21 protein-coding genes are annotated in these 21,955 nt (G+C 72.7%); 11 read left to right on the forward strand and 10 right to left on the reverse strand.

What is annotated here, in order from left to right:
* Positions 1-96 precede the first annotated feature (96 nt).
* Together ACQPXG_RS22725 and ACQPXG_RS22730 are read left to right on the forward strand one after the other, a co-directional pair.
* Complete coding sequence (locus ACQPXG_RS22725) at positions 97-1,080, forward strand: ABC transporter ATP-binding protein (RefSeq protein ID WP_433469718.1); 984 nt, start codon at positions 97-99, stop codon at positions 1,078-1,080.
* A 2-nt stretch (positions 1,081-1,082) separates the two neighbouring features.
* Positions 1,083-1,970, forward strand: a complete 888-nt coding sequence (locus tag ACQPXG_RS22730) for an ABC transporter permease (RefSeq protein ID WP_433469719.1) — start codon at positions 1,083-1,085, stop codon at positions 1,968-1,970.
* Between the two features lie 102 nt (positions 1,971-2,072).
* Here ACQPXG_RS22730 and ACQPXG_RS22735 read toward each other — a convergent pair whose 3' ends face one another.
* The 3 genes from ACQPXG_RS22735 to ACQPXG_RS22745 form a co-directional block, all read right to left on the reverse strand.
* Positions 2,073-3,437, reverse strand: a complete 1,365-nt coding sequence (locus ACQPXG_RS22735) for an RNA polymerase sigma factor (protein WP_433469720.1) — start codon at positions 3,435-3,437, stop codon at positions 2,073-2,075.
* 254 nt (positions 3,438-3,691) lie between these two features.
* Positions 3,692-4,717 (reverse strand): cation diffusion facilitator family transporter, encoded by a 1,026-nt coding sequence (locus ACQPXG_RS22740; RefSeq protein ID WP_433469721.1) that lies wholly within the window; start codon positions 4,715-4,717, stop codon positions 3,692-3,694.
* A gap of 58 nt (positions 4,718-4,775) precedes the next feature.
* Entirely contained in the window at positions 4,776-5,981 is a 1,206-nt protein-coding gene (locus ACQPXG_RS22745) for an AMP-binding protein (RefSeq protein WP_433469722.1), read from the reverse strand.
* A 113-nt stretch (positions 5,982-6,094) separates the two neighbouring features.
* Between ACQPXG_RS22745 and ACQPXG_RS22750 the strand changes: the two genes are divergently transcribed.
* The 3 genes from ACQPXG_RS22750 (at position 6,095) to menD (ending at position 9,673) form a co-directional block, all read left to right on the forward strand.
* Positions 6,095-6,994: a 1,4-dihydroxy-2-naphthoyl-CoA synthase gene (locus ACQPXG_RS22750; protein ID WP_433469723.1), complete on the forward strand. Its 900-nt coding sequence runs from the start codon at positions 6,095-6,097 to the stop codon at positions 6,992-6,994.
* An 85-nt stretch (positions 6,995-7,079) separates the two neighbouring features.
* A complete protein-coding gene (locus ACQPXG_RS22755) occupies positions 7,080-8,009 on the forward strand; it encodes an o-succinylbenzoate synthase (RefSeq protein ID WP_433470030.1) in 930 nt (309 codons plus the stop codon).
* On the forward strand, positions 8,006-9,673 hold the full coding sequence (gene menD, locus ACQPXG_RS22760; RefSeq protein ID WP_433469724.1) for a 2-succinyl-5-enolpyruvyl-6-hydroxy-3-cyclohexene-1-carboxylic-acid synthase: 1,668 nt from the start codon (positions 8,006-8,008) through the stop codon (positions 9,671-9,673). The genes ACQPXG_RS22755 and menD overlap by 4 nt, the downstream gene beginning before the upstream one ends.
* A 215-nt stretch (positions 9,674-9,888) precedes the next feature.
* On the opposite strand, the gene ACQPXG_RS22765 is transcribed toward menD, so the two are convergent.
* Together ACQPXG_RS22765 and ACQPXG_RS22770 are read right to left on the reverse strand one after the other, a co-directional pair.
* Positions 9,889-10,155 carry a hypothetical protein gene (locus tag ACQPXG_RS22765; RefSeq protein ID WP_433469725.1) on the reverse strand — a complete coding sequence of 89 codons (267 nt, stop codon included), beginning with the start codon at positions 10,153-10,155 and terminating at the stop codon, positions 9,889-9,891.
* 78 nt (positions 10,156-10,233) lie between these two features.
* The gene (locus ACQPXG_RS22770) at positions 10,234-11,022 is read right to left on the reverse strand and encodes a tyrosine-protein phosphatase (RefSeq protein WP_433469726.1); all 789 of its coding nucleotides are present in this window, start codon (positions 11,020-11,022) and stop codon (positions 10,234-10,236) included.
* A gap of 201 nt (positions 11,023-11,223) precedes the next feature.
* On the opposite strand from ACQPXG_RS22770, the gene ACQPXG_RS22775 reads away from it, so the two are divergent.
* On the forward strand, positions 11,224-12,255 hold the full coding sequence (locus ACQPXG_RS22775) for a fatty acid desaturase family protein (protein ID WP_433469727.1): 1,032 nt from the start codon (positions 11,224-11,226) through the stop codon (positions 12,253-12,255).
* Between the two features lie 19 nt (positions 12,256-12,274).
* Entirely contained in the window at positions 12,275-13,090 is an 816-nt protein-coding gene (locus tag ACQPXG_RS22780; protein ID WP_433469728.1) for an Fpg/Nei family DNA glycosylase, read from the forward strand.
* Between the two features lie 3 nt (positions 13,091-13,093).
* Here the strand turns inward: ACQPXG_RS22780 and ACQPXG_RS22785 are convergent, their stop codons facing one another.
* From ACQPXG_RS22785 to ACQPXG_RS22795, 3 genes are all read right to left on the reverse strand, one after another.
* Positions 13,094-14,086, reverse strand: coding sequence for a helix-turn-helix transcriptional regulator (locus ACQPXG_RS22785; protein ID WP_433469729.1), 993 nt, complete (start codon positions 14,084-14,086; stop codon positions 13,094-13,096).
* Between the two features lie 57 nt (positions 14,087-14,143).
* Positions 14,144-15,379 carry an isochorismate synthase gene (locus tag ACQPXG_RS22790; RefSeq protein ID WP_433469730.1) on the reverse strand — a complete coding sequence of 412 codons (1,236 nt, stop codon included), beginning with the start codon at positions 15,377-15,379 and terminating at the stop codon, positions 14,144-14,146.
* A 154-nt stretch (positions 15,380-15,533) separates the two neighbouring features.
* Positions 15,534-16,229: a spermidine synthase gene (locus ACQPXG_RS22795; protein ID WP_433469731.1), complete on the reverse strand. Its 696-nt coding sequence runs from the start codon at positions 16,227-16,229 to the stop codon at positions 15,534-15,536.
* A gap of 68 nt (positions 16,230-16,297) precedes the next feature.
* Here ACQPXG_RS22795 and ACQPXG_RS22800 point away from each other — a divergent pair, with 68 nt between their 5' ends.
* The 3 genes from ACQPXG_RS22800 to ACQPXG_RS22810 all read left to right on the forward strand — a co-directional run bounded on the left by ACQPXG_RS22800 (position 16,298) and on the right by ACQPXG_RS22810 (position 18,713).
* A complete protein-coding gene (locus tag ACQPXG_RS22800; RefSeq protein ID WP_433469732.1) occupies positions 16,298-17,101 on the forward strand; it encodes an SDR family NAD(P)-dependent oxidoreductase in 804 nt (267 codons plus the stop codon).
* 30 nt (positions 17,102-17,131) lie between these two features.
* Positions 17,132-17,650: a GNAT family N-acetyltransferase gene (locus tag ACQPXG_RS22805; RefSeq protein WP_433469733.1), complete on the forward strand. Its 519-nt coding sequence runs from the start codon at positions 17,132-17,134 to the stop codon at positions 17,648-17,650.
* Between the two features lie 61 nt (positions 17,651-17,711).
* Positions 17,712-18,713: a S1C family serine protease gene (locus ACQPXG_RS22810; protein WP_433469734.1), complete on the forward strand. Its 1,002-nt coding sequence runs from the start codon at positions 17,712-17,714 to the stop codon at positions 18,711-18,713.
* A 50-nt stretch (positions 18,714-18,763) separates the two neighbouring features.
* On the opposite strand, the gene ACQPXG_RS22815 is transcribed toward ACQPXG_RS22810, so the two are convergent.
* Positions 18,764-19,732, reverse strand: coding sequence for a GlxA family transcriptional regulator (locus ACQPXG_RS22815; RefSeq protein WP_433469735.1), 969 nt, complete (start codon positions 19,730-19,732; stop codon positions 18,764-18,766).
* A gap of 161 nt (positions 19,733-19,893) precedes the next feature.
* Here ACQPXG_RS22815 and ACQPXG_RS22820 point away from each other — a divergent pair, with 161 nt between their 5' ends.
* Complete coding sequence (locus ACQPXG_RS22820) at positions 19,894-20,685, forward strand: NAD(P)H-dependent oxidoreductase (RefSeq protein ID WP_433469736.1); 792 nt, start codon at positions 19,894-19,896, stop codon at positions 20,683-20,685.
* Positions 20,686-20,734: 49 nt separating this feature from the next.
* Here ACQPXG_RS22820 and ACQPXG_RS22825 read toward each other — a convergent pair whose 3' ends face one another.
* Positions 20,735-21,913, reverse strand: a complete 1,179-nt coding sequence (locus ACQPXG_RS22825) for an LAGLIDADG family homing endonuclease (protein ID WP_433469737.1) — start codon at positions 21,911-21,913, stop codon at positions 20,735-20,737.
* Positions 21,914-21,955 lie beyond the last annotated feature (42 nt).

Here is a 21,955-nt window from a genome sequence, read left to right on the forward strand (position 1 = left end):
TTGGCGCGTCCTATTTCTCTTGACGTGAGAGATAGGGTACTCCTACCGTTGGATAGCCCAAAATATGGGTGTTTTCTCCATGCGGAGGGAGGCCCCATGCCGGACGGGGGACCCGCCGTCGAGGTCGACGGCCTGACCAAGAGGTTCGGCGACGTGGAGGCCGTGCGGGGGATCGACTTCACCGTGCGGCCGGGGGAGATCTTCGGTTTCCTCGGCCCGAACGGCGCGGGCAAGTCCACGACCATCAACATGCTCTGCACACTGCTGCGCCCGACCGGGGGCCGGGCGCGCGTCGCGGGGCACGACGTGGCGACCGAACGCGACAGCGTGCGCCGCAACATCGGGCTGGTGTTCCAGGACCCGACGCTCGACGGCTACCTGTCGGGGGAGCAGAACCTGCGGTTCCACGCCGAGCTATACGGGGTGCCGCGCTCGGTGGCGGGCGACCGCATCCAGCAGGTGCTGGAGATGGTCAACCTGGCGGACCGGCGCGGCGACCTGGTGCAGACCTACTCCGGCGGGATGAAGCGCCGGCTGGAGATCGCGCGGGGTCTGCTGCACTCCCCGCGGGTGCTGTTCCTGGACGAGCCGACCGTCGGCCTGGACCCGCAGACCCGGGCGTCGATCTGGGAGTACATCCGGCGGCTGCAGCGGACCGAAGAGATCACGATCTTCATGACGACGCACTACATGGACGAGGCCGAGTTCTGCGAGCGCATCGCGATCATGGACTCGGGGCGGATCGTGGCGCTGGACACCCCCGAGGCGCTCAAGGCCGGCGTCGGCGAGGACCGGATCCGGATCCAGACCGCCGACGACGAGGCCGCGATCGCCGCGATCAAGGAGCGGTTCGACCTGGAGGCGGTCGTGTCGGAGGGCGCGGTCACCTTCTCGGTGGCCTCGGGTGAGGCGTTCGTGCCGCGGCTGTTCGCCGAGCTGGGCGTCCCGATCCGGTCGGTGAACGTGGCGCGGCCGTCGCTGGACGATGTGTTCATGTCCTTCACCGGCACCACGATCCGCGACGCCGAGGCCTCGGCGAGCGACGGGATGCGCGTCGCGATGCGCGCGATGAGGAGGTGACGATGGCGACCACGGCGGAGACGGCGGCGGCCACCGAGGTCGTCCGGGTGCGGGTGCCCGAGCGCGGCCTGCGGCAGGACCTGCGCGCCGTGAAGATCGTCCTGCACCGGGAGCTGATCCGGTTCTGGCGCGACAAGCTGCGCATGGTGTCCGGGCTCGTCCAGCCCGTGCTGTGGCTGCTGGTCATGGGCACGGGCCTGTCGAACCTGATGGCCAGCGGCGGCGGCCCCGCCGGGACCGTCGACCTGAAGACCTTCATCTTCCCCGGCGTGTGCGCGATGTCGGTGATGTTCACCGCGATGTTCTCCGCCGGGTCGATCGTGTGGGACCGCGAGTTCGGCTTCCTGCGCGAGATGCTCGTCGCTCCCGTCAGCCGCAGCGCCATCGTGGTCGGCAAGTGCATCGGCGGCGCGCTGGTGGCGACCGTGCAGGGCGCGGTGATCGTGCTGCTGGCGGGCCTCGCCGGGGTCCCCTACGACCCGCTGCTCCTGCTGGAGATGCTCGGCATGATGTTCATCGGGGCGTTCGCGCTGACCGGGTTCGGCGTCATGATGGCCGCGCGGATCACCAGCATGCAGTCGTTCTTCGGCCTCATGCAGATGGCCATGATGCCGATGATGTTCCTGTCCGGCGCCCTCTACCCGCTGAGCGGGCTGCCGACATGGCTGACCGTCCTGACCCGGTTCAACCCGCTCACCTACGCGGTCGACCCGCTGCGGCACGCGGTGTTCTCCCACCTGGACGTCTCCCCGCAGCTGATGCGGACGTTCGACCCGGGCGTCACCTGGGGCGGCTGGGTGGTGCCGATCTGGCTGGAGATCCTCATCGTCCTCGGCATGGGCGTGGGCCTGATGGGCGTCGCCATCCTGGAGTTCCGCCACGCCGACTGAGGTTCTCGGCATTCGCCGTCCGGGGCCGCCGGCACCGGGAGAACGGAAGGGCCCGCCGGACCGTGACGGTCCGGCGGGCCCTTCGCGTGACGGGCGGGCGGGTCAGACGGCGAAGTCGAGCAGCGGGCGCGCGTTGCTCGGGTGCCGCAGCTTCGACAGCGACTCCTTCTCCAGCTGGCGGATCCGCTCCCGCGTCAGCCCGAGGGCCTTGCCGATCTCGTCCAGGGTGCGGGGCGTCCCGTCGTACAGCCCGAACCGCATCGCCATGATCTTGGCTTCGCGCGGGGACAGGATGTCAAGGGTGCGGCGCAGCTGGTCGGCCATGAGCTGGCGGTCCACCAGCTCGGACGCCTCGGGGCTGTCGGTGTCCTCGATGAGGTCGCCGATGCGGGTCTCGCCGTCCTCGCCGATGGTGGAGTCCAGGCTGATCGGCTGGCGGGTGGTGCGCAGCAGCTCGCGGACCTGCTCGGGGCTCTTGTCCAGCTCGGCGGCCAGTTCCTCGGGGGTGGGCTCGCGGCCGAGACGCTGGTGCATGTCGCGCTCGACGCGGCTCAGCTTGCTGAGCATCTCGAGGACGTGGACGGGCAGCCGGATCGTGCGGGCCGAGTCGGCGAAGCCGCGCTGGATCGCCTGCCGGATCCACCACATCGCGTAGGTGGAGAACTTGTAGCCCTTGGAGTAGTCGAACTTCTCCACGGCCCGGATCAGGCCGAGGTTGCCCTCCTGGACGACGTCCAGCAGCGACAGGCCGCGGTCGGAGTACTTCTTGGCGACCGACACCACGAGCCGGAGGTTGGCCTCCAGCATGTGGGCCTTGGCGCGGCGTCCATCGCCGGCGACCCATTCCAGGTCGGCGCGCAGGGCGGGGGAGAGGTCCTCGCTCTCCAGCTTGTGCTCGGCGTAGAGACCGGCCTCGATGCGCTTGGCGAGGTCGACCTCCTGCTCGGCGGTGAGCAGCTGCCGGCGTCCGATCGCCTTGAGGTAGGTGTGGACGGAGTCGCCCATGGTGGTCGACTGGTCGTCCAGGTCGGTCGCGGTCTCCTCGGCCTCGACCTCGGTGACCTCGAACCCCTCGTCGGCCGGCGCGTCGACCTTGCCGGTGGTCTTCGGGGACCGGCTCGCGGTCTCGGGGGCGTCCTTCGCCGCGGCCTTGCGGGGGGCGCGCCGCTTGGCGGCGCCCGTGTTGCTCATGGTGCCCGGCGTCCCCTGGGCGGTCTCCCCGGCGGCGTGGTCGGCGGCCGCCGCCATCTTGCGGACGGAGTCGGACTCGCCCGCCAGGCTGATGCCGGCCTCGGACAGCTCGCGCAGGATGGAACGGCCCTGGGCCGGGCTGATGCCGGCGGTCTCGAAGGCCCCCCTCACCTCGTCGAGCGAGAGGCGCCCTTGGGCGCGGCCACGCTTCAGGAGGTCGTTGAGCGCGGGGCCCGCCGACTCCGTGAGCGGGGTCTCGACGGCGCTTCGCGGCATGGGGACACCCCCCTCCCTTCGGTGTGTGAGTGCGACGCTGATTGTGTTCGCTCTTGGCGCACGCACTTAACGGAACGACGCAGCACCGGGTTCTTGTTCCCGGCGCCGTGGGCCGGCGGCGCTCCGCGGGGGATCGTGGAGGAGCGATCCAAAGGGTCGTGGTGCCCGGAGCTGGGCGTTTCACACCGTCCAGCCCGGCCCGACGTGACCTTACTACGTAAAGGTGCGTGGCCGTGGCAGCGTGACGAAGACCACTACGCGTCCGGCTCCTTCGGCCGCAGCACCCGGCCATAACGCGCGATGACCCGTTCCCGCAGCTCAGCGTCGTCGCGGGGGACCGGTTCGAGGAACACCTCGTCGACCTCCTCGTGCGCGTCGCGCAGCTCGCGGGCCATCCGGACGCAGGCGCGCTCGACGTCGCCGGCGGTGAGGGAGTCGTGGAAGTCCAGCCGGGCGCAGACCAGAACGCGGTCGGCGCCGAACGTCACGGTGACGATGTCGACGACCCACTCCACCTCGGGCGCCCGGCCGAGGCGTGCCCGCACGTCGGCGACGAGCCGGGGGTCGGCCTGCGAGCCGATCAGCAGGTTCAGGTTGATGCGGCCGAGGACCAGCGCGACGGCCGTGAGCAGGACGCCGATGAGCAGGGAACCCACCCCGTCCCAGGTCGCCGAGCCGGTCAGCTGGTGCAGGCCGAGGCCGCCGAACGCGATGAGCAGACCGACGAGGGCCGCGGAGTCCTCCAGCAGCACGCTGATCGCGGTCGGCTCGTCGGTGCGGCGGATGTAGGCGGTCAGCGGCAGGTTCTCCTCCCGCGCCGCGGCCCTGACCTGCCGGAGGGCCTGCTGCCACGAGATCGCCTCCAGCACGAACGCCACGCCGAGCACGGCGTAGCCGACTACCACGTCGGACTCGGCGGCGCCGCGGTGTCCGGTGAGCGTCTGGATCCCCTGGTAGTAGGAGAACAGCGCGCCCATGCCGAAGATGGCGACGGCGACGAGCAGGGTCCAGATGTAGCGTTCCTTGCCGTGCCCGAGCGGGTGGCGGCGGTCGGCGGGCCGGCCGCTGCGCCGCAGGCCGACCAGCAGCAGCACCTCGTTGAAGGTGTCGGCGACGGAGTGGGCGGCCTCCGCGGCCATGGACGCCGATCCGGTGATCAGCGCCGCGACGATCTTCGCGACGGCGATGCCGAGGTTGGCGGCGAACGCGAGCACGACGGTGAGGGCGCTCTCGTGCTCCGGTCCGTCGCCGTTCTCCCGCTCGCCGCGCTGTACCGCCATGGTCGTCCTCTCCCCGGGTGATTACCCTGCCATGCGCCGCGGCTTCCCGGGGACGTTGTCAGCGGCGCGGTGACACTGTGCGGTCCGGTGACACTGTGCGGTCCGGTGCGGGGGAGCGCAGCCGGGCCCGGTCGGGTTTGCCGGACGCCAGCAGCGGGATGGCCTCGACCAGCTCCAGCTCGTGCGGCGCCGCGTACGGGGGCATCGTCTCCCGGACGAACGCGCGCAGCTCGGTCAGTTCCGGCCGCCCGGACGCGGCCGGGACGACGACGGCCGTGACCCGCTCGCCCCACTCGGGGTCGGGCCGGCCGACCACGACGACGTCGCGGACCTTCGGGTGGCGGGACAGGACGGCGGCGATCTCGCCCGCGACGACCTTCTCCCCGCCGGTGTTGATCACGTCGTCGAGGCGGCCGCGGACGCGGAGCCGACCGTCCTCCAGCGCGCCGAGGTCCTGGGTGACGAACCAGTCGCCGTCCCTGACCTCAGCCGTCTGTTCCGGCCGCAGCCGGTAGCCGGTGAACAGCGACGGGCCGGAGAGGCGGATGCGGCCGCCGGCGCCGAGGGCGACGCGCATGCCGTCCAGGGGCGTCCCGTCGTAGACGCAGCCGCCGCAGGTCTCGCTCATGCCGTAGGTGGTGAAGACGCGGACGCCCCGGGCGCGCGCCTCGGCGAGCAGGCCGGGGAAGGCGGCGGCTCCGCCGAGGACGATGGCGCCCAGGCGTGCCAGGTCGGCGCCGGTGTCCAGCAGCCGGCGCAGCTGTGTCGGGACGAGGGAGACGTGCGCGCCTTCGGTGGCGGCGAGGGCCGCGGCGTCGAAGCGGGGCGCGATGATGGGCTCGGTGCCGGCGACGAGGGCGCGGACCAGGACCTGGACGCCGGAGATGTGGCTGGTCGGCACGCAGCACAGCCACCGGTCGCGGGGGCCGGCCTCGATGCGCGCGAGCGTCCCGGCGGCGGAGTGGCGCAACGCGGCGCCCGACAGCTCGACGAACTTGGGCGTGCCGGTGGAGCCGGATGTGGCGATCAGCACGGCGGTGCCGGGAGCGGTGGGCCGGCGCCCGCCGCGGGGGCGGAACGGTGCCAGGCCGTCCGGTGTGCGGATCGCGTCCGGGGCCAGGGCGTCCAGCAGTTCGCGGAGCGCGGGTTCCGGCAGGTCGGGGGACAGCGGGCAGATCGCGGGGCCGCCGTCGAGCGCGTCGGCCAGGGCTCGGAAGAGGCGGGGGCCGGGGGGCAGAACGGCGGCGTGCAGCGGGCGATCCATGATCTCATCAGGGTAGACGACCCCGCTGAACGCGTTCAAACACGGGGCGGGTTGAATGGTGCACGAGCGCCGCGGACCCCGGGCGGCGCGGGCGCCCGACGAGAGAGGACGACATGGTCTCGGAGCTGTTCGACGCGGACGCGTGGAAAGAGGTCGAGGGGTTCGACTTCACCGACATCACCTACCACCGGGCGGTCGACCACGGAACGGTGCGGGTGGCGTTCGACCGCCCGGCGGTGCGCAACGCGTTCCGGCCCCACACGGTCGACGAGCTGTACCGGGCGCTGGACCATGCTCGGATGTCGAGCGACATCGGGTGCGTCCTGCTGACCGGGAACGGGCCCTCGCCCAGGGACGGCGGGTGGGCGTTCTGCTCCGGCGGCGACCAGCGGATCCGCGGCAGGGACGGGTACAAGTACGCCGAGGGCGAGACGTCCGACACGATCGACCCGGCGCGCGCGGGGCGGCTGCACATCCTGGAGGTGCAGCGGCTGATCCGCATGATGGGCAAGGTCGTCATCTGCGTGGTGCCGGGGTGGGCTGCCGGCGGCGGGCACAGCCTGCACGTGGTGTGCGACCTCACGATCGCCAGCCTGGAGCACGCCCGGTTCAAGCAGACCGACGCGGACGTGGCGAGCTTCGACGGCGGGTTCGGATCGGCGTACCTGGCGCGGCAGGTCGGGCAGAAGTTCGCCCGCGAGATCTTCTTCCTGGGGGACGCCTACGACGCCGAGGCCGCGCACCGGATGGGGATGGTCAACGCGGTCGTCCCGCACGCCGAGCTGGAGGCGGTGGCGCTGGAGTGGGCGCGGAAGGTGAACGGGAAGAGCCCCACGGCGCAGCGGATGCTGAAGTACGCGTTCAACCTGATCGACGACGGTCTCGTCGGCCAGCAGGTGTTCGCCGGTGAGGCGACGCGGCTCGCCTACGGCACCGACGAGGCCGCCGAGGGACGGGACTCGTTCCTGGAGAAGCGCGATCCCGATTGGTCGCGTTTCCCGTGGTACTACTAAGGGTCCGAGCGCACGGTGTGATCCGGAATGCCGTGATTCGACGGGCAGGTCAGGGGGTCGGCGGGTGCGGGTGTTCTCCATCCCGATGCGGACGCGGTTCCGCGGTGTGACGCGGCGGGAGGGCGCCCTGATCCAGGGCCCCGCCGGCTGGGGGGAGTTCTCGCCGTTCGCCGAGTACGGTCCGGCCGAGTGCGCCCGCTGGCTCGCCGCCGCCCGCGAGGCCGCGTACGAGGCCTGGCCCGCGCCCGTCCGGGACCGGATCCCGGTGAACGTGACGATCCCGGCGGTCGGCCCGGAGCGGGCGTTCGAGATGACCAAGGAGTCCGGCTGCCGCACCGCGAAGGTGAAGGTCGCCGAGCGCGGTCAGGACGACGCCGACGATCTGGCGCGGGTGGAGGCCGTCCGCGCGGCGATCGGCCCGGAGGGCCGGGTCAGGATCGACGTCAACGGCGGCTGGGACGTCGACCGTGCCGCGCGGATGATCCGCGCGCTGGACCGGTGGGAGCTGGAGTACGCCGAGCAGCCGTGCGCGACGCTGGAGGAGCTCGCGCGGCTGCGGCGGCGCGTGGACGTGCCGATCGCGGCGGACGAGTCGATCCGCCGCGCCGAGGACCCGCTGAAGGTGCGGGCGGCGGGCGCCGCGGACGTGGCGGTGCTGAAGGTGCAGCCGCTCGGCGGGGTCGCCGCGGCGCTGCGGGTGGCGGAGGCGTGCGGGCTGCCGGTGGTGGTGTCGAGCGCGGTGGAGACGTCGGTGGGGCTGGCGGCGGGTCTGGCGCTGGCGGCGGCGCTGCCGGAGCTGCCGTACGCGTGCGGGCTGGCGACGCTGTCGCTGCTGGAGGGCGACGTCGTGCACGATCCGCTGCACCCGGTCGCGGGTGAGATCGAGGTGCGCCGGCCGGTGGTGGACGAGGAGGCGCTGGGCCGCTGGGAGGCGCCCGGCACGCGGTTGCGCCGACGGGCCCTGGACGCGCAGGCCCACCTGGACGGCCCGGCGGTGATCGGGGAGGCGCCGTGAACCCGGCCACCGCGCTGGCGACCGTCCTGGTCGACGAGCTGCTGCGCTGCGGGATGACCGACGCGGTGCTGGCGCCGGGGTCGCGGTCGGCGCCGCTGGCGCTGGCGCTGCATGCCGCCGAGGAGGCGGACCGGATCCGGCTGCATGTGCGGATCGACGAGCGGTCGGCGTCGTTCCTCGGGCTCGGCATGGCGAAGCGGTCGGGGCGCCCGGTCGCGCTGGTGTGCACGTCGGGGACGGCGGCGGCGAACTTCCACCCGGCGGTGGTGGAGGCGCACGAGTCGGGCGTCCCGCTGATCGTGATCACGGCGGACCGGCCGCCGGAGCTGCGCGACACCGGCGCGAACCAGACGATCGACCAGGTGAAGCTGTACGGGACGGCGGTGCGGTGGAGCACCGAGATCGGCGTCCCGGAGAACCGGCCGGGCATGGTGGCGTACTGGCGGTCGCTGCTGAGCCGCGCGTGGGGGATGGCGCAGGCGCCCGTCCCGGGGCCGGTGCATGTGAACGCCTCGTTCCGCGAGCCGCTGATTCCGGACGGCGACGAGACGTGGTGCGAGCCTCTGGACGGCGACGCGACGGGCGCGTGGACGAAGGTGCGCCCGGCGACGCCGGGCTCGGTGCTGCACGTCCCGCCGACCCGCCGTGGTGTCCTCGTGGTCGGGGACGGCGCGGTGAACGTCAAGCGGTACGTGGCGGCGGCGTCGATGGCGGGCTGGCCCGTCCTCGCCGAGCCGAACGGCAACGCCCGCTACGGTGATCACGCGCTGTCGTCGCATCATTTCCTGCTGGGTGTCCCGGAGTTCGTCGAGCGGCACCGCCCGGAGGTGGTGGTGACGCTCGGCAAGCCCGGGTTGTCTCGTCCGCTGCTGTCGCTGCTGCGCCGTGCGGAGGAGCACATCGTGCTGGCGCCGGATCTGGCGCACTGGCCCGATCCGGTGCGGTCGGCGACGCAGGTGGCGCCGGAGGTGGAGATCCCGGTGGTGTCGGGCGACGACGCGTGGCTGAAGTCGTGGCGGGCCGCGGACCTGGCCGCGGCGGCGGCCGTGGACGGCGTCCTGGACGCGGTGCCCGAGGTGAGCGAGCCGCGGCTGGCCCGCGACCTGGTCGCGGGGCTGCCGGGCGGGTCGCTGCTGTTCACGGCGGCGAGCATGCCGATCCGGGATCTGGACCAGGTGATGCGGCCGCGCCGCGGCATCCGGATCATGGCGAACCGGGGGGCCAGCGGCATCGACGGGCTGGTGTCGACGGCGATGGGCGCGGCGCTGGTGCACAGCGGCCGCTCCTACGCCCTGCTCGGCGACCTGGCGTTCCTGCATGACCAGAACGGGCTGATCGTCGGCCCGTGGGACCGCCGTCCCGACCTGGCGATCGTCGTTGTGAACAACCAGGGCGGCGGGATCTTCTCGCTGCTGCCGCAGGCGGCGCTGCGCGGCCCGTTCGAGCGGGTCTTCGGCACCCCCCACCAGGTGGACCTGGAGGCGGTCGCCGCCGCGCACCACGTCCCGTACCGGCGGCTGGACGCGGCCGCGGACCTGCCGAAGGCGATGGCGGGGGAGGGGCTGCGGATCATCGAGGCCCGCACCGACAGGGAGGCGAACGCGGCCCTGCACGCCGAGCTCCGCAAGGCGGCGCAGGCCGCCGTCCGCGACGTCCTCGCCTGACCCTCTGACCGACGCCCCGAGCAGCCACTTACTTCACCGTTCAAATTACAATGTAAAGGCGCTGGGCGGGTTGCATCCATCATCCTCGCTGACAAAAAACAGACAACGATCTCAACGAGCAGTTGCCGGATCGGCTGGGATGGCAATGGTGCTCGTTGGCGGTGGGTCGGCGGTCGGCTGTGCCTTGAGGGTGGGACGGGCGCGCAGGCAGCGGATCATCTCCTCCGCGTAGGGGAGGGCGCCGAACAAGGCCATCGCTCCGAGGAGCGCGGTGCGGGTTCGGGGGGTGAGCGGGCGGCGCTTGCGGTGGAGGCGGAGGTCCGGCCGGCGAGGGCGCGGGCCTGGTCCCAGTGCAGGGTGGCGAGGAAGCCGGTGGCCATCAGCGGGACGACTTCCAGGAAGCTGTGGATGTGCTGCTCGACGGGGGTGACGCGGCGGCGCTGCTCGGCGTCCGCGGCGCGTTCGGGTGAGCGGAGTTTCATGCCCGGGCCGCTACCCGGGGGGCTCGCAGGTACACCCGCGGCGGGCAGCCGTCCGCGCGGCGGCGGGGCGGCGGGGTGTCAGCCGAGGAGGCGCTCGCGGAGGGCGTCGGTGTCGTCGGTGGTCCAGCCGTGTCCGGACAGCCAGCCGAGGGTGCCGCCGTGTTCCTCGTCGATGCGGGTGAGGAACTTCTCCATGATGGCGGCGTGGGGCATGTGGGTGTCGGCTGGGCGGGAGTCGAGGTCGGCGGCGTAGGTGTCGCTGTCGCGCAGGCGCCGCAGGACTGCTTCGAGGCGTTCGCCGGTCTTGACGTAGTCGGCGACGACCGCTTCGCGGGTGACCCCGGCGATGTCGAGGGCCAGGACGCAGACGACGCCGGTGCGGTCCTTGCCTGCGGCGCAGTGCACCAGCGCCGATCCGTCGGTGCGGGTCATGACGCGCAGGGCGGCGACGATGGAGTCGCCGCGGTCGGTGAGGTAGCCGAGGTAGTGGCCGGTGGAACGGTCCTGTTCGGGGCCGGCCGAGGGGCGTTCCTGCCAGGGGAGGGCTTTGGCGACGTCGGCGGCGACGTCGGTGTGGCGGCCGCCTTCGGGGAACAGCGACAGCTGGTGGACGGTCACGGACGGTACGCGGGTGAGGGGGCCGGGTCCTTCGAGGCGTACTTCGGCGTCGCTGCGCAGGTCGATGACGTTCTTGAGGGCGTAGTCGTCGAGGAGGATTCGGACGTCGGCGACCGAGAGGTCCTGGAGGTTGTCGGAGCGGAGGACGCGTCCGCGCCGGGTGGTGCGGCCGTCGGCAGTGGGGAGGCCGCCGAGGTCGCGGGCGTTGACGGCACCGTCCAGGTCGATCCACCGAGAGTCGTCGTCCATGACTTGTGACCCTATATGGGGATGGTGACGGGGTCTTTGCGCAGGGTGCGGGTTCCGCTGGTGATCATCTCGTGGAGGGAGGGGCGCCGGGCGGGACCGGGACCTGCGAGCCAGACCGTGAATGGCTCCTCAGCGGGGTGACTTCCCGGTCTCACGCTCCGTAACTTTCGGGCAATCGTTCCCCCGTCGAATGGAGGCTTCATGCCCGCAACCCTGCACGCCCCCTCCCGATCGTCCGGCCGGTCTGCCGGTAGCGACTTCGCGCCGTTGGCGCGCCGGGTCCGCGATGGCGGGCTGCTGGATCGTCGGCGCGGTTACTACGCGCGGGCGATCGGGCTGAATCTGGCCGCGACCGCGGCGCTGTGGGGGGCGGTGGCGTGGGCGGGGGACGGCTGGTGGACGGTTCTGCTGGGGATTCCGCTGGCCGTCATCACGACGCGGACCGCGTTCCTGGGGCATGACGCGGGGCATCGGCAGATCGCGCGGAGCGCGCGCGGCAACCGGTGGCTGGGGCTGCTGCTGGGGAATCTGCTGCTCGGGATGGGGCATGGGTGGTGGAACGACAAGCACAATCGGCATCACGCCAATCCGAACCATGTCGGGAAGGATCCCGATGTGGGGGAGGGGGTGGTGGCGTGGACGTGTGAGCAGGCGGAGCGGCGGCGGGGTGTGCTGCGGTGGGTGGCGCGGCATCAGGCGGCGCTGTTCTTCCCGCTGCTGACGTTGGAGGGCGTGAACCTCAAGGTGGGGAGTCTGGCTTTCCTGCGGGGGCGTTCACGGCGTGATCAGGTGGTGGAGGGCGGTCTGCTGCTGGTGCACGCCGTGGGGTATCTGGGGTTGGCGTTCTCGTTGCTGTCGCCGGGGAAGGCGCTGGCGTTGATCGCTTTGCAGCATGCGCTTTTCGGGGTGCATCTGGGTGCGGTGTTCGCGCCGAACCACAAGGGGATGGCGATGCCGGAGCCGGGGGAGCGGTGGGGGCATCTGCGGCGGCAGGTGCTGACGTCCCGGAACGTGCGGGGCGGTCTGGTGACGGACTGGCTGATGGGTGGTCTGAACTACCAGATCGAGCATCATCTGTTCCCGGGGATCCCGCGGTGCAGTCTGCGTCGGGTACAGCCGCTGGTGCGTGAGCACTGCGCGGTGGTGGGGGTTCCCTACACCGAGACGGGGCTGGTGGCGTCTTACCGGGAGGCGCTGGGGCATATGCGGGGGGTCGGGGAGCCGCTGCGTTAGGGCGGTTATGCTCCGGGCCATGCCCGAGGGACACACGATTCACCGTCTGGCCGTCGAACATCAGCGGATGTTCGGCGGCCTCGCCGTTTCCGCGACGAGTCCGCAGGGGCGGTTCGCGGAGGGGGCGCGGTGGTTGGACGGGCGGGTGCTGTCGGTGGCGGACGCGCATGGCAAGCATCTGCTGCTGGGGTTCGACGACGACCGGACGTTGCATGTGCATCTGGGGATTTACGGCAAGTACGTGTTCGGGGCGGCGCCGGCGCCGGTTCCGGTGGGGCAGGTGCGGCTGCGGCTGGAGGGTGGCGGGCATTACGCGGATCTGCGTGGTCCCAATGCGTGTGAGCTGCTGGAGCCGGGTGATGTGAAGCTGCTGCGTGATCGGCTGGGGCCGGATCCGCTGCGGGGTGACGCGGATCCGGGGGTGGCGTGGCGGCGGATCAGCCGGTCGCGGGTTCCGGTGGCGGTGCTGTTGATGGATCAGTCGGTGGTGGCGGGGCCGGGGAACATCTACCGGGCGGAGGTGCTGTTCCGGCAGGGGATCGATCCGCGGTTGCCGGGGCGGCGGCTGTCGGCGGGGCAGTGGGCGGCGGTCTGGGGCGATCTGGTGCTGCTGATGGGGGACGGTGTGCGTGCCGGGCGGATCGACACCGTGCGGGCGGAGCACATGCCGGAGGCGATGGGGCGGGCGCCGCGGGTGGACGGTCACGGTGGTGAGGTGTACGTGTACCGGCGTGCGGGGCAGCCGTGTCTGGTGTGCGGGTCGGTGGTGGCGGTGGCGGAGTTGGCGGGGCGGAATCTGTTCTGGTGTCCGGGGTGCCAGCCGCCGGCGGTGTAGGGGTCAGCGGGTGGGGGTGTAGCGGTCGGCGAGGGCGCGGGCGGTGGCGGCGATCATGTCGCGGAGTTCGGGTGGGCCGAGGACTTCGACGTCGGCGCCGAGTTTGAGGAATTCGACGTGGGCGTGGCGGACGGATTCGATGGGGAGGGTGTGGTGGGTCCATCCGTCGGGGCCAGGTGTGGTGGCGCCTTCGAGGGCGGCGCGGGCCATGACGGGTGGGAGGAGGATCTGGGAGCGGGTGAGGCCGTCGGGTGAGAGTCTGACGGTGGCGTGTTCGCGGTAGGAGTCGGCTTCGAATCGTTCGGCGTAGGCGGCCCAGTAGGTGGCGAGGTCGAATCCTTCGGGGCGGTCGAAGTGGCCGGGCCGGACGGTGAGGCTGAGGACGCGTGAGATGCGGTAGGTGCGGGGTGGCTGCGGGGTGTCGTGGCCGGTGGGGTGGGCGATGAGGTACCAGGTGCCGGCCTTGAGGACGACGCCGAGGGGGTCGAGGGTGCGGGTGACCTGCTGGGGGCGTTGCCAGCGCCGGTAGAGGACGTCGATGGGGTGCTGGTTCCAGACGGCGTCGGCGATGGTGTGCAGGTGGGGGACTTGGTCGGGGGAGCGGAACCAGCCGGGGGCGTCGAGGTGGAAGCGTTCGCGGATGCGGGTGGCGCGTGAGCGCAGGTCGGGTGGGAGGGCGGCCATGAGTTTGAGTTCGGCGGCGAGGGCGTCGCCGAGTCCGAGCTGGGAGGCGGGGCCGGGGAGGGCGGAGAGGGTGAGGGATTCGGCTTCGGCGGCGGTGAGGCCGGTGAGCCTGGTGCGGTATCCGTTGAGGAGGCGGTAGCCGCCGTCGGGGCCGCGGTCGGCGTAGACGGGGACGCCGGCGGCGCTGAGGGATTCGACGTCACGGTAGACGGTGCGTATGGAGACGTCGAGTTCGGTGGCGAGTTCGCGGGCGGTCATCCGTTCTCTGGTCTGCAGCAGGAGTAGCAGTGACAGGAGCCGGGTCGCGCGCATCGTCCCAGTGTGCCGGGTGCGGCCGGGTGGTGGTGGCCGGGGTGGTGGTGGCCTGGGTCAGCCGTGGAGGGCGTACTGCATGGGGCGGAATTTGGTGCGGGCTTCGGCGAGCTCGGCGGCGGGGTCGGAGTCGGCGACGATGCCGCAGCCGGCGAAGAGGCGGGCGCGGGTGCCGTCGATCTCGGCGCAGCGCAGGGCGATGCCCCATTCGCCGTCGCCGCGGGCGTCGACCCAGCCGACGGGTCCGGCGTAGCGGCCGCGGTCCATGCCTTCGAGTTCGCGGATGAGGTCCATGGCGGTGTCGGTGGGGGTTCCGCAGACGGCGGGGGTGGGGTGGAGGGCGGCGACGACGTCGAGGACGGAGCGGTCGGCGGCGAGGCGTCCGCGGAGGGGGGAGGCGAGGTGGAGGACGTTGGGGAGTGTGAGGAGTTCGGGTTGGGCGGGGATGGTGAGGTGTGCGCAGAGGGGGGTGAGGGCGTCGCGGACCATTTCGGCGGCGTAGCGGTGTTCCTCGCGGTCTTTGGCGGAGGCGAGGAGGCGGGCGGCGCGGGCCTGGTCGTCGGCGGGGGTGTGGCCGCGGGCGGTGGTGCCGGCGAGGACGAGGGATTCGATGTCGCCGCCGGTGCGGCGGATGAGGAGTTCGGGGGTGGCGCCGACCATGCCGGCGCAGGAGAAGGTGTAGCAGCCGGGGAAGCGTGCGGCGAGGCGGCTGAGCAGGACGCGGGCGTCGATGGGGGCGTCGGCGCGGACGGTGAGGTCGCGGGCGAGGACGACCTTGCCGAGGGAGCGGTGGCGGATGCGGTCGACGGCGGTGGCGACGGCGTGCTTCCAGGCGTGTTCGGGGAGGGCGCCGTCGCTCCAGTGCAGGCCGGTGGGGGGTTGGGGCGGGTTGGCGAGGGTGAGGGGATCGGTGTCGTCGCCGATGGTGGTGAGCCAGGCGTGTCCGTCGCGGCGGCCGAGGATGCGGCGGGGGACGATGAGGGTGGAGTCGGGGGATTTGGGGTCGAAGCCGAAGGTGCCGAAGGCGACGGGTCCGGAGCCGGGGACGCCGACGGGGTCGTCGACGGCGGCGGCGCCGAACAGGTCGGTGAGCATGCGGGCGGCGGCGCCGAAGCGGTCGTCGCCGCCGGGGAGGGTGAGGCGGGCGGCTTCGCCCCAGCCGACGATGCCGTCGCCGTGGCGGATCCAGGCGAGCGCGGAGGGGTGCGGAAGCCGCGCGATGAGGTCGCCCGGGTCGGGGACCGGGACGGTGCGGACGGTGAGTCGGTCCGGTGCTGTCACGGCGAGCTTCACGTGAGCCACTGTACGACAGATTTGAACCTGTTCAAACGGGCGGGGTGGCGGTGGGTTGTGAGGTGTGCGCCACATGGGGCGGGGGCCGGGGCTCGCCCCGGGCTCATGCCCGCCGGTCCGGCGCCTATGCGCGGGGGCGTCGGGGGCGGGGCGGTCAGCCGGTGGGGTGCGGGCCGCGGGCGAGGTAGACGATGTCGGGTTCGCCGCGCGGCACGGGCACGGGGCGGGCCTGCACGTGGGTGAACCGGTCGCGCAGGAGTGCCTCGAACGCGGGTGCGGCGTTCGCGCTCCACACCGCGAGGACGCCGCGGGGGGTGAGCAGCGCGGTGAGGGCGTCCAGGCCGGTGGGGGCGTAGAGGCGGGCGTTGCCGGGGGTGACGGTCCAGTCGGGGCCGTTGTCGATGTCCAGGCACAGCGCGTCGAACGGGCCGGTGGCGGGTGAGGCGAGGACGTCGAGGAGGTCGGCGGTCTCGACGGTGACGCGGGGGTCGTCCAGCGCGCCGCGGGACCAGGGCCTCAGCGCGGTGGCGTGCCAGGTGATGACGGCGGGTTCGCGTTCGACGACGGTGACGTGGGCGACGCCGGGGACGGTCAGCGCCTCGGCGAGGGAGAATCCGACGCCGAGACCGCCGATGAGCAGCCGCGCCGGTTCGTCGAGCGCGCCGAGTTCGTCGATGGCGGCGCGGACCAGCAGCCGCTCGGACTCGCCGTTGCGGGTGTCCATCAGGAACACGCCGTTGCTGATGATCTCGTAGTGGGCGCCGTCGCGGCGCAGCACCAGTTCGCCGCCGGTGCCGGCGGCGCGTTCGATGACCACCGGTTCCCCGGCCGTCCCGGTCGCGTGTCCCATGCCCAGAACCCTAGCCGGGGCCGGCGGGGGCTGGGCGGGGGAGGGCGGCGTCGGCTACGGTGCCGATCATGCCCGAGACTCATCCTTCCGGCGGGCTGCTGGCGGGGCGCCGGATCCTGGTCGTCGGCGCGGGGACGCGGCCGAGCGACGATCCCGCCGCGCCGGTCGGCAACGGCCGCGCCATCGCGGTCACCGCCGCGCGGGAGGGCGCGGTGGTGGCGTGCGGGGACGTGGACGAGCACGCGGCGGGGGAGACCGCCGCGATGATCGCCGCGGAGGGCGGGCGGGCGTGCGTGGTCGTCGCCGACGTGACCGATCCGGCGTCGTGCGACCGGGTCGTGATGCAGGCCGCCGAGGGGCTCGGCGGGCTGGACGGGGTGGTGTTCAACGCCGGGATCGGGATCGGGTACGGGCTGGCGGGCACGGCGCTGGCCGACTGGGACCGTGTGCTGCAGGTGAACCTGCGGGCGCCGTTCCTGGTCGGCAAGGCCGCGATGCCGGCGCTGGACGCCGGCGGCGCGATGGTGTTCATCGGGTCGCTGGCGGGGACGAAGCCGGGGTCGCGGTCGCCGTCCTATGACGCGTCGAAGGCGGGGCTGACGGGGCTGGTGCGGCACATCGCGGCCGAGGGCGCGTCGCGTGGCGTCCGCGCGAACGTGGTGGCGCCCGGCCTGATCGACACCGTGATGGGGCGGGCCGCGTCGGCCGGCGGCGACGGTTCCCGCGACCAGGTGGCGCGTCTGATCCCGATGCACCGGCAGGGGACGGCGTGGGAGGTCGCCGACGTCGCGGTGTTCCTGCTGTCGGACCGTGCGTCCTATGTCACCGGGCAGGTCGTCCATGTGGACGGCGGCCTGTCCACACTGCGCTGAAACCGCTCAGAGCTGAACAGGGGGCCTGCGATGGACGACGAGGTGGAGTTGCGGCCGGTCGCCGAGGAGGACCTTGCCGCGGTGGAGCGGCTGCGCAGCGATCCTGAGTTGTGCGGGCCGTTCCTGTGGGAGGGGTGGCACGACCCGCGCCGCTACCGGCGGCGGTGGGAGGAGAACCGGATGCTGGGCGAGGATCTGGGGAACCTGGCCGTCGCCGGCGGCGGCCGCTTCCTCGGCATCGTGTCCTACCACCGTGTCCCCACCACGGTGCGGGCGTGGTGCTGGAGCGTCGGCATCTCGCTGCTGCCCGAGGCGCGCGGGCGCGGCGCGGGCAGCCGCGCGCAGCGGCTTTTGGCCGAGTACCTGTTCGCGCACACCCTGGCCCACCGTGTGCAGGCCGAGACCGAGGTGGACAACATCGCCGAGCAGCGTGCCCTGGAGAAGGCCGGGTTCACCCGTGAGGGCGTCATGCGCGGTTACAGCTTCCGCGACGGCCGCTACCGCGACGAGGTGCTGTACAGCATCCTGCGCACCGAGGTGCTGCCGTAGCGGGAACACCTCTTCACCTCCCGGCGTTGCCGTGTAACGATGTAATCATCTGGGAGGTGCGATGATCCCCCACGACAGCGATCCCCGTGAACACGACCCCGGTGACCAGGACGGTGAGGGCGGGCCGCCGCTGGACGCCTACTCCCGCGTCGTGTCCGCCGTCGCCCGCGAGCTGACCCCGCGCGTGGCGGCGCTGCGCGTCCGGCACCGCCGCGGCGAGGGCACGGGGTCGGCCGTCGCGTTCACCGGCGACGGGTTCCTGCTCACCAACGCCCATGTCGTCGGGTCCGCGGCCGGCGGGCAGGCGGCGTTCGCCGACGGCTCCACCGGCGCGTTCACCGTGACCGGCACCGACCCGCTGTCGGACCTGGCCGTCGTCCGCGCCGACGGGCCCGTCCCCGACCCGGTCACCCTCGGCGACAGCGACGCCCTGGTCGTCGGGCAGCTCGTCGTCGCCGTCGGCAACCCGCTCGGCCTCGCCGGGTCCGTCACCGCGGGGGTCGTGTCGGCGCTCGGCCGGTCGCTGCCCACCTCGCAGCCGACGCGCACCGGCACCGCCGTCCGCGTCATCGAGGACGTCATCCAGACCGACGCCGCCCTCAACCCCGGCAACTCCGGCGGCGCGCTCGCCGACGCCCACGGCCGCGTCGTCGGCGTCAACACCGCGGTCGCCGGGATCGGGCTCGGCCTGGCCGTCCCCATCAACGCCACCACGCGCCGTATCATCGCCGCGCTGATCCGCGACGGCCGGGTCCGCCGCGCGTTCCTCGGCCTGGCCGCCGCGCCCGTCCCGGTGCCCGCCGCGCTGCGTGAACGCACCGGTCAGCGGGACGCGCTGCGCGTCGCCGAGGTGGTGCCGGGCAGCCCCGCCGACCGGGCAGGGCTGCGCCGCGGCGACCTGGTCCTGACCGCCGGGGGCGCACCGGTCTCCGAGGCCCAGTCCCTGCAGCGGCTCATGTTCGCCGAGGCCATCGGGCGGCCTCTGCCCATCACGGTGCTGCGCAACGGCGCCATGGTCGACGTCATCGCCGAACCCGTCGAGCTCGACGCCGAACACGCCTGACCCCCGTCCGGCACCTGCCTGGCCCTGCCTGACTTTCGCCTGCCGGGCGTTCACGGGCCGCGGAACGTGGCGCGGTAGGCCGACGGCGACACCCCGACCGCGGTGTGCAGATGCTGCCGCAGCGACGCCGCCGTCCCGAACCCCGCCCGCTCGGCCACCCGGTCCACCGGCAGGTCGGTCTCCTCCAGCAGCCGCCGCGCCCGCTCCACCCGCTGCACCGTCAGCCACACCTGCGGGGACACGCCGGTCTCCTGCCGGAACCGGCGGGTGAACGTCCGCACGCTCATCGACGCCCGCGCCGCCATCCCCGCCAGCGTCACCGGCCGGTCCAGCCGCTCCAGCGCCCACGCCCGCGCCGCCCCGGTCGAGGTGTCCCGCGGCCCCGGCACCGGCAGCGCGATGAACTGGGCCTGCCCGCCCTCGCGGTGCGGCGGCACCACCGTGCGGCGCGCCAGGTCCCCCGCGACCGCGGCGCCGTGATCGCGGCGGATCATGTGCAGGCACAGGTCGATGCCCGCGGCCTCCCCGGCCGAGGTCAGCACGTCCCCCGCGTCGACGAACAGCACGGCGGCGTCCACCTCCACGCCGGGGAACATCGCCGCGAACCGGCCGCACGACAGCCAGTGCGTCGTCGCCCGCCGCCCCTCCAGCAGTCCCGCCGCCGCCAGCACGAACGCGCCCGTGCACACCGACGCGACCCGCGCGCCCCGCCGGTGCGCCGCGGCCAGTGCCGCGGGCACCGGCCCGTCCCCGGGGCGCTCCTCGTCCAGCAGATGCGACGCCGGGACGATCACCGTGCCCGCACTCTCCAGCGCCTCCAGCCCGTGCCCGACCGCCACCGCGAAATCGGCGTCCGCCCGTACGGCCCCCGGCTCGACCGCGCACGACACCACCTCGTACAGCGGCGCCCCGTCCGGTCCCCGGGCCTGCCCGAACAGCTGATGGACGATCCCGAGCTCCATCGGCAGCACACCCTCGCGCACCACCACCGCCACCCGATGCACCCCGGCCGCGCTCATGGCCCGATCCTTGCACATCTTGGCCCACCGGCCACTGCCCGCCGCCCGCCCGCCCAGGCAGCATCGAAGACCACGGACCCGACGACACCGACACCGACACCGACGACACCGACGACACCGACGACACCGACGACATCGACGACATCGACAAGGAGAAGCCCGTGAACGTCCTGTGGCTCTTCGCCCACCCCGACGGCCGCTCCCTCAACGGCGCCCTCCGCGACCACGGCGCCGCCACCCTGCGCCGCGACGGCCACCACGTCCGCCACTCCGACCTGTACGCGATGGGCTGGAACCCCGTCGTCGGCCCCGCCGACTTCGGCCACGACCCCTCGGCCCGCCTCATCGTCGGCGCCGAATCGCAGCGCGCCCACGCCGCCGGAACGCTGGCCCCCGACATCCGCGCCGAACAGGACAAGGTCACCTGGGCGGACGCGCTGATCGTGCAGTTCCCGCTGTGGTGGTACGGGATGCCCGCCATCCTGAAGGGCTGGTTCGACCGCGTCTTCGTCCAGGGCTTCGCGTTCGGCGTCACCGACGAGCGCGGCCGCACCCTGCGCTACGGCGACGGAGGCCTGGCCGGCCGCCGCGCCCTGGTCGTCACCACCGCCGGCGCGCGCCCCACCGGCCTCGGCCCCCGCGGCGTCCACGGTGCATCCGAGGACGTCCTGTTCCCCCTCCTGCACGGCACCCTGTTCTACACCGGCATGGACGTCCTGCCGCCCCTGGTCGTCACCGGCGCCGACCGCGCGACCGAGGCCGACCACGCCGCGGCCGCCGCCGCCCTCGACGCCCGCCTGCACACCCTGCCCACCGCCGCCCCCATCCCCTACCGCGCCGAACTCGGCGGCGACTACGACGACGACCTGGTCCTGCGCCCCCACCTGGCCCCCGGCCACACCGGCCTCCACATCCACCGCCACCCCGCCCACCCGGCGGCCGGCGCCGCCTGAGCACAGCCGACCACCGTCCGCCTCATCGGAACGGGTAACGCGCTGCAGATCACCTGCCCGCGGGCCCGGCCGCGCGATCCGCCGGTCCGGCAGCGGAGATGACGCCGTCGGCGACGACGTCCCCTGAGGTGGTGACGACCGTGTACAGAGGGATCCTCGTGCCGAGTTCGGTGATGGACGTGACCCCGAGCGGCGCATCGGTCTTCAAAGCGACCCCATCGATCGACGTCTTACGGGTGATCGCGGGGCTGATGATGTGGAAGAGCCGAGTCCGCTCTGGCAGGCCGCCTTTGAGTCGAATCGAGACGACCGGAACATTGGCGGGAGTTCGCGGCTCTTCCTCCACGAAGCCGAAGCCGAAGTGAAGCAGGCATTGAGTGATCATGTCCAGCATCCGCCGGTCCGAGTTGGTGATCCGCAGAATTCCTCGGCTGCATGACCCCTCGGCGTCGAAGACCCCGGCCAGGAAACCCTTCTGCCATTCGTCGGACGGCGTGGGCCCCGGCCACCGTATGACATCCTCGATCGCCGCGACCGCCGCCGCGCTCTGAGCGCGGATGCCCCTCATCTCTCTGCGGGTGCCTGTGGCCTTGCAGAACACGAATTCCCGGGTTGGGACACCGAAGCCGGAGAGGTAGCGGCGGCTTCTCTCCAGTGCCTCGAAATCAGCCAGTGCAAGACGAAAACGGTGGACGACGGCATTGGGCCGGTCCGGAGCCCCATGCGAATAATGACCCAACTGCCCATCACCCCGGATCATTCCGCACAGATATCCTGTGCGGTACTCGGCGTCACGCGCAGGAGGGGCGGCAAATCCTCCCATTCCCATCAAGCTATTGTTGCCGGTGAGGTGGGGCCGTCTCCGCGACCCCTGCTCGGTCCCGGTGGCATGCTTCCAGCCGCGCTCGGTGAGCAGGCGCTGGTCGGCACCGGCCGTGAGCCGGGTGCCGTCCTCGAGGCCCACCACGACGGCGAGGCCGACGACCCGCCGGTGTTCGACCACCTCCGTGATCAGATATCGGCGGTAGCGGCCGGCCACCCGCGACCCGTGGACACGGTCCCCAAACCGTAACGAGCCCAGGGGCTTCGTCCGGCCGTCCGCCATGAGGACCGGTGTGTCGCCGCCCAGTCCGGCGTTTCTCGGCGGCAGGGTGACCGGTCCCGCTTCAGCCGGTGAAAGATCCCAGCGCACAGCGCCCCCTTCGAACACGTTGGCGATTCGCATCATCACGCAGAGTATGGAACGCGTGTTCGAAGATCGCAAGGGAGG

The sequence above is a fragment of the Spirillospora sp. CA-128828 genome (assembly GCF_050945415.1).
GTDB lineage: Bacteria > Actinomycetota > Actinomycetes > Streptosporangiales > Streptosporangiaceae > Spirillospora.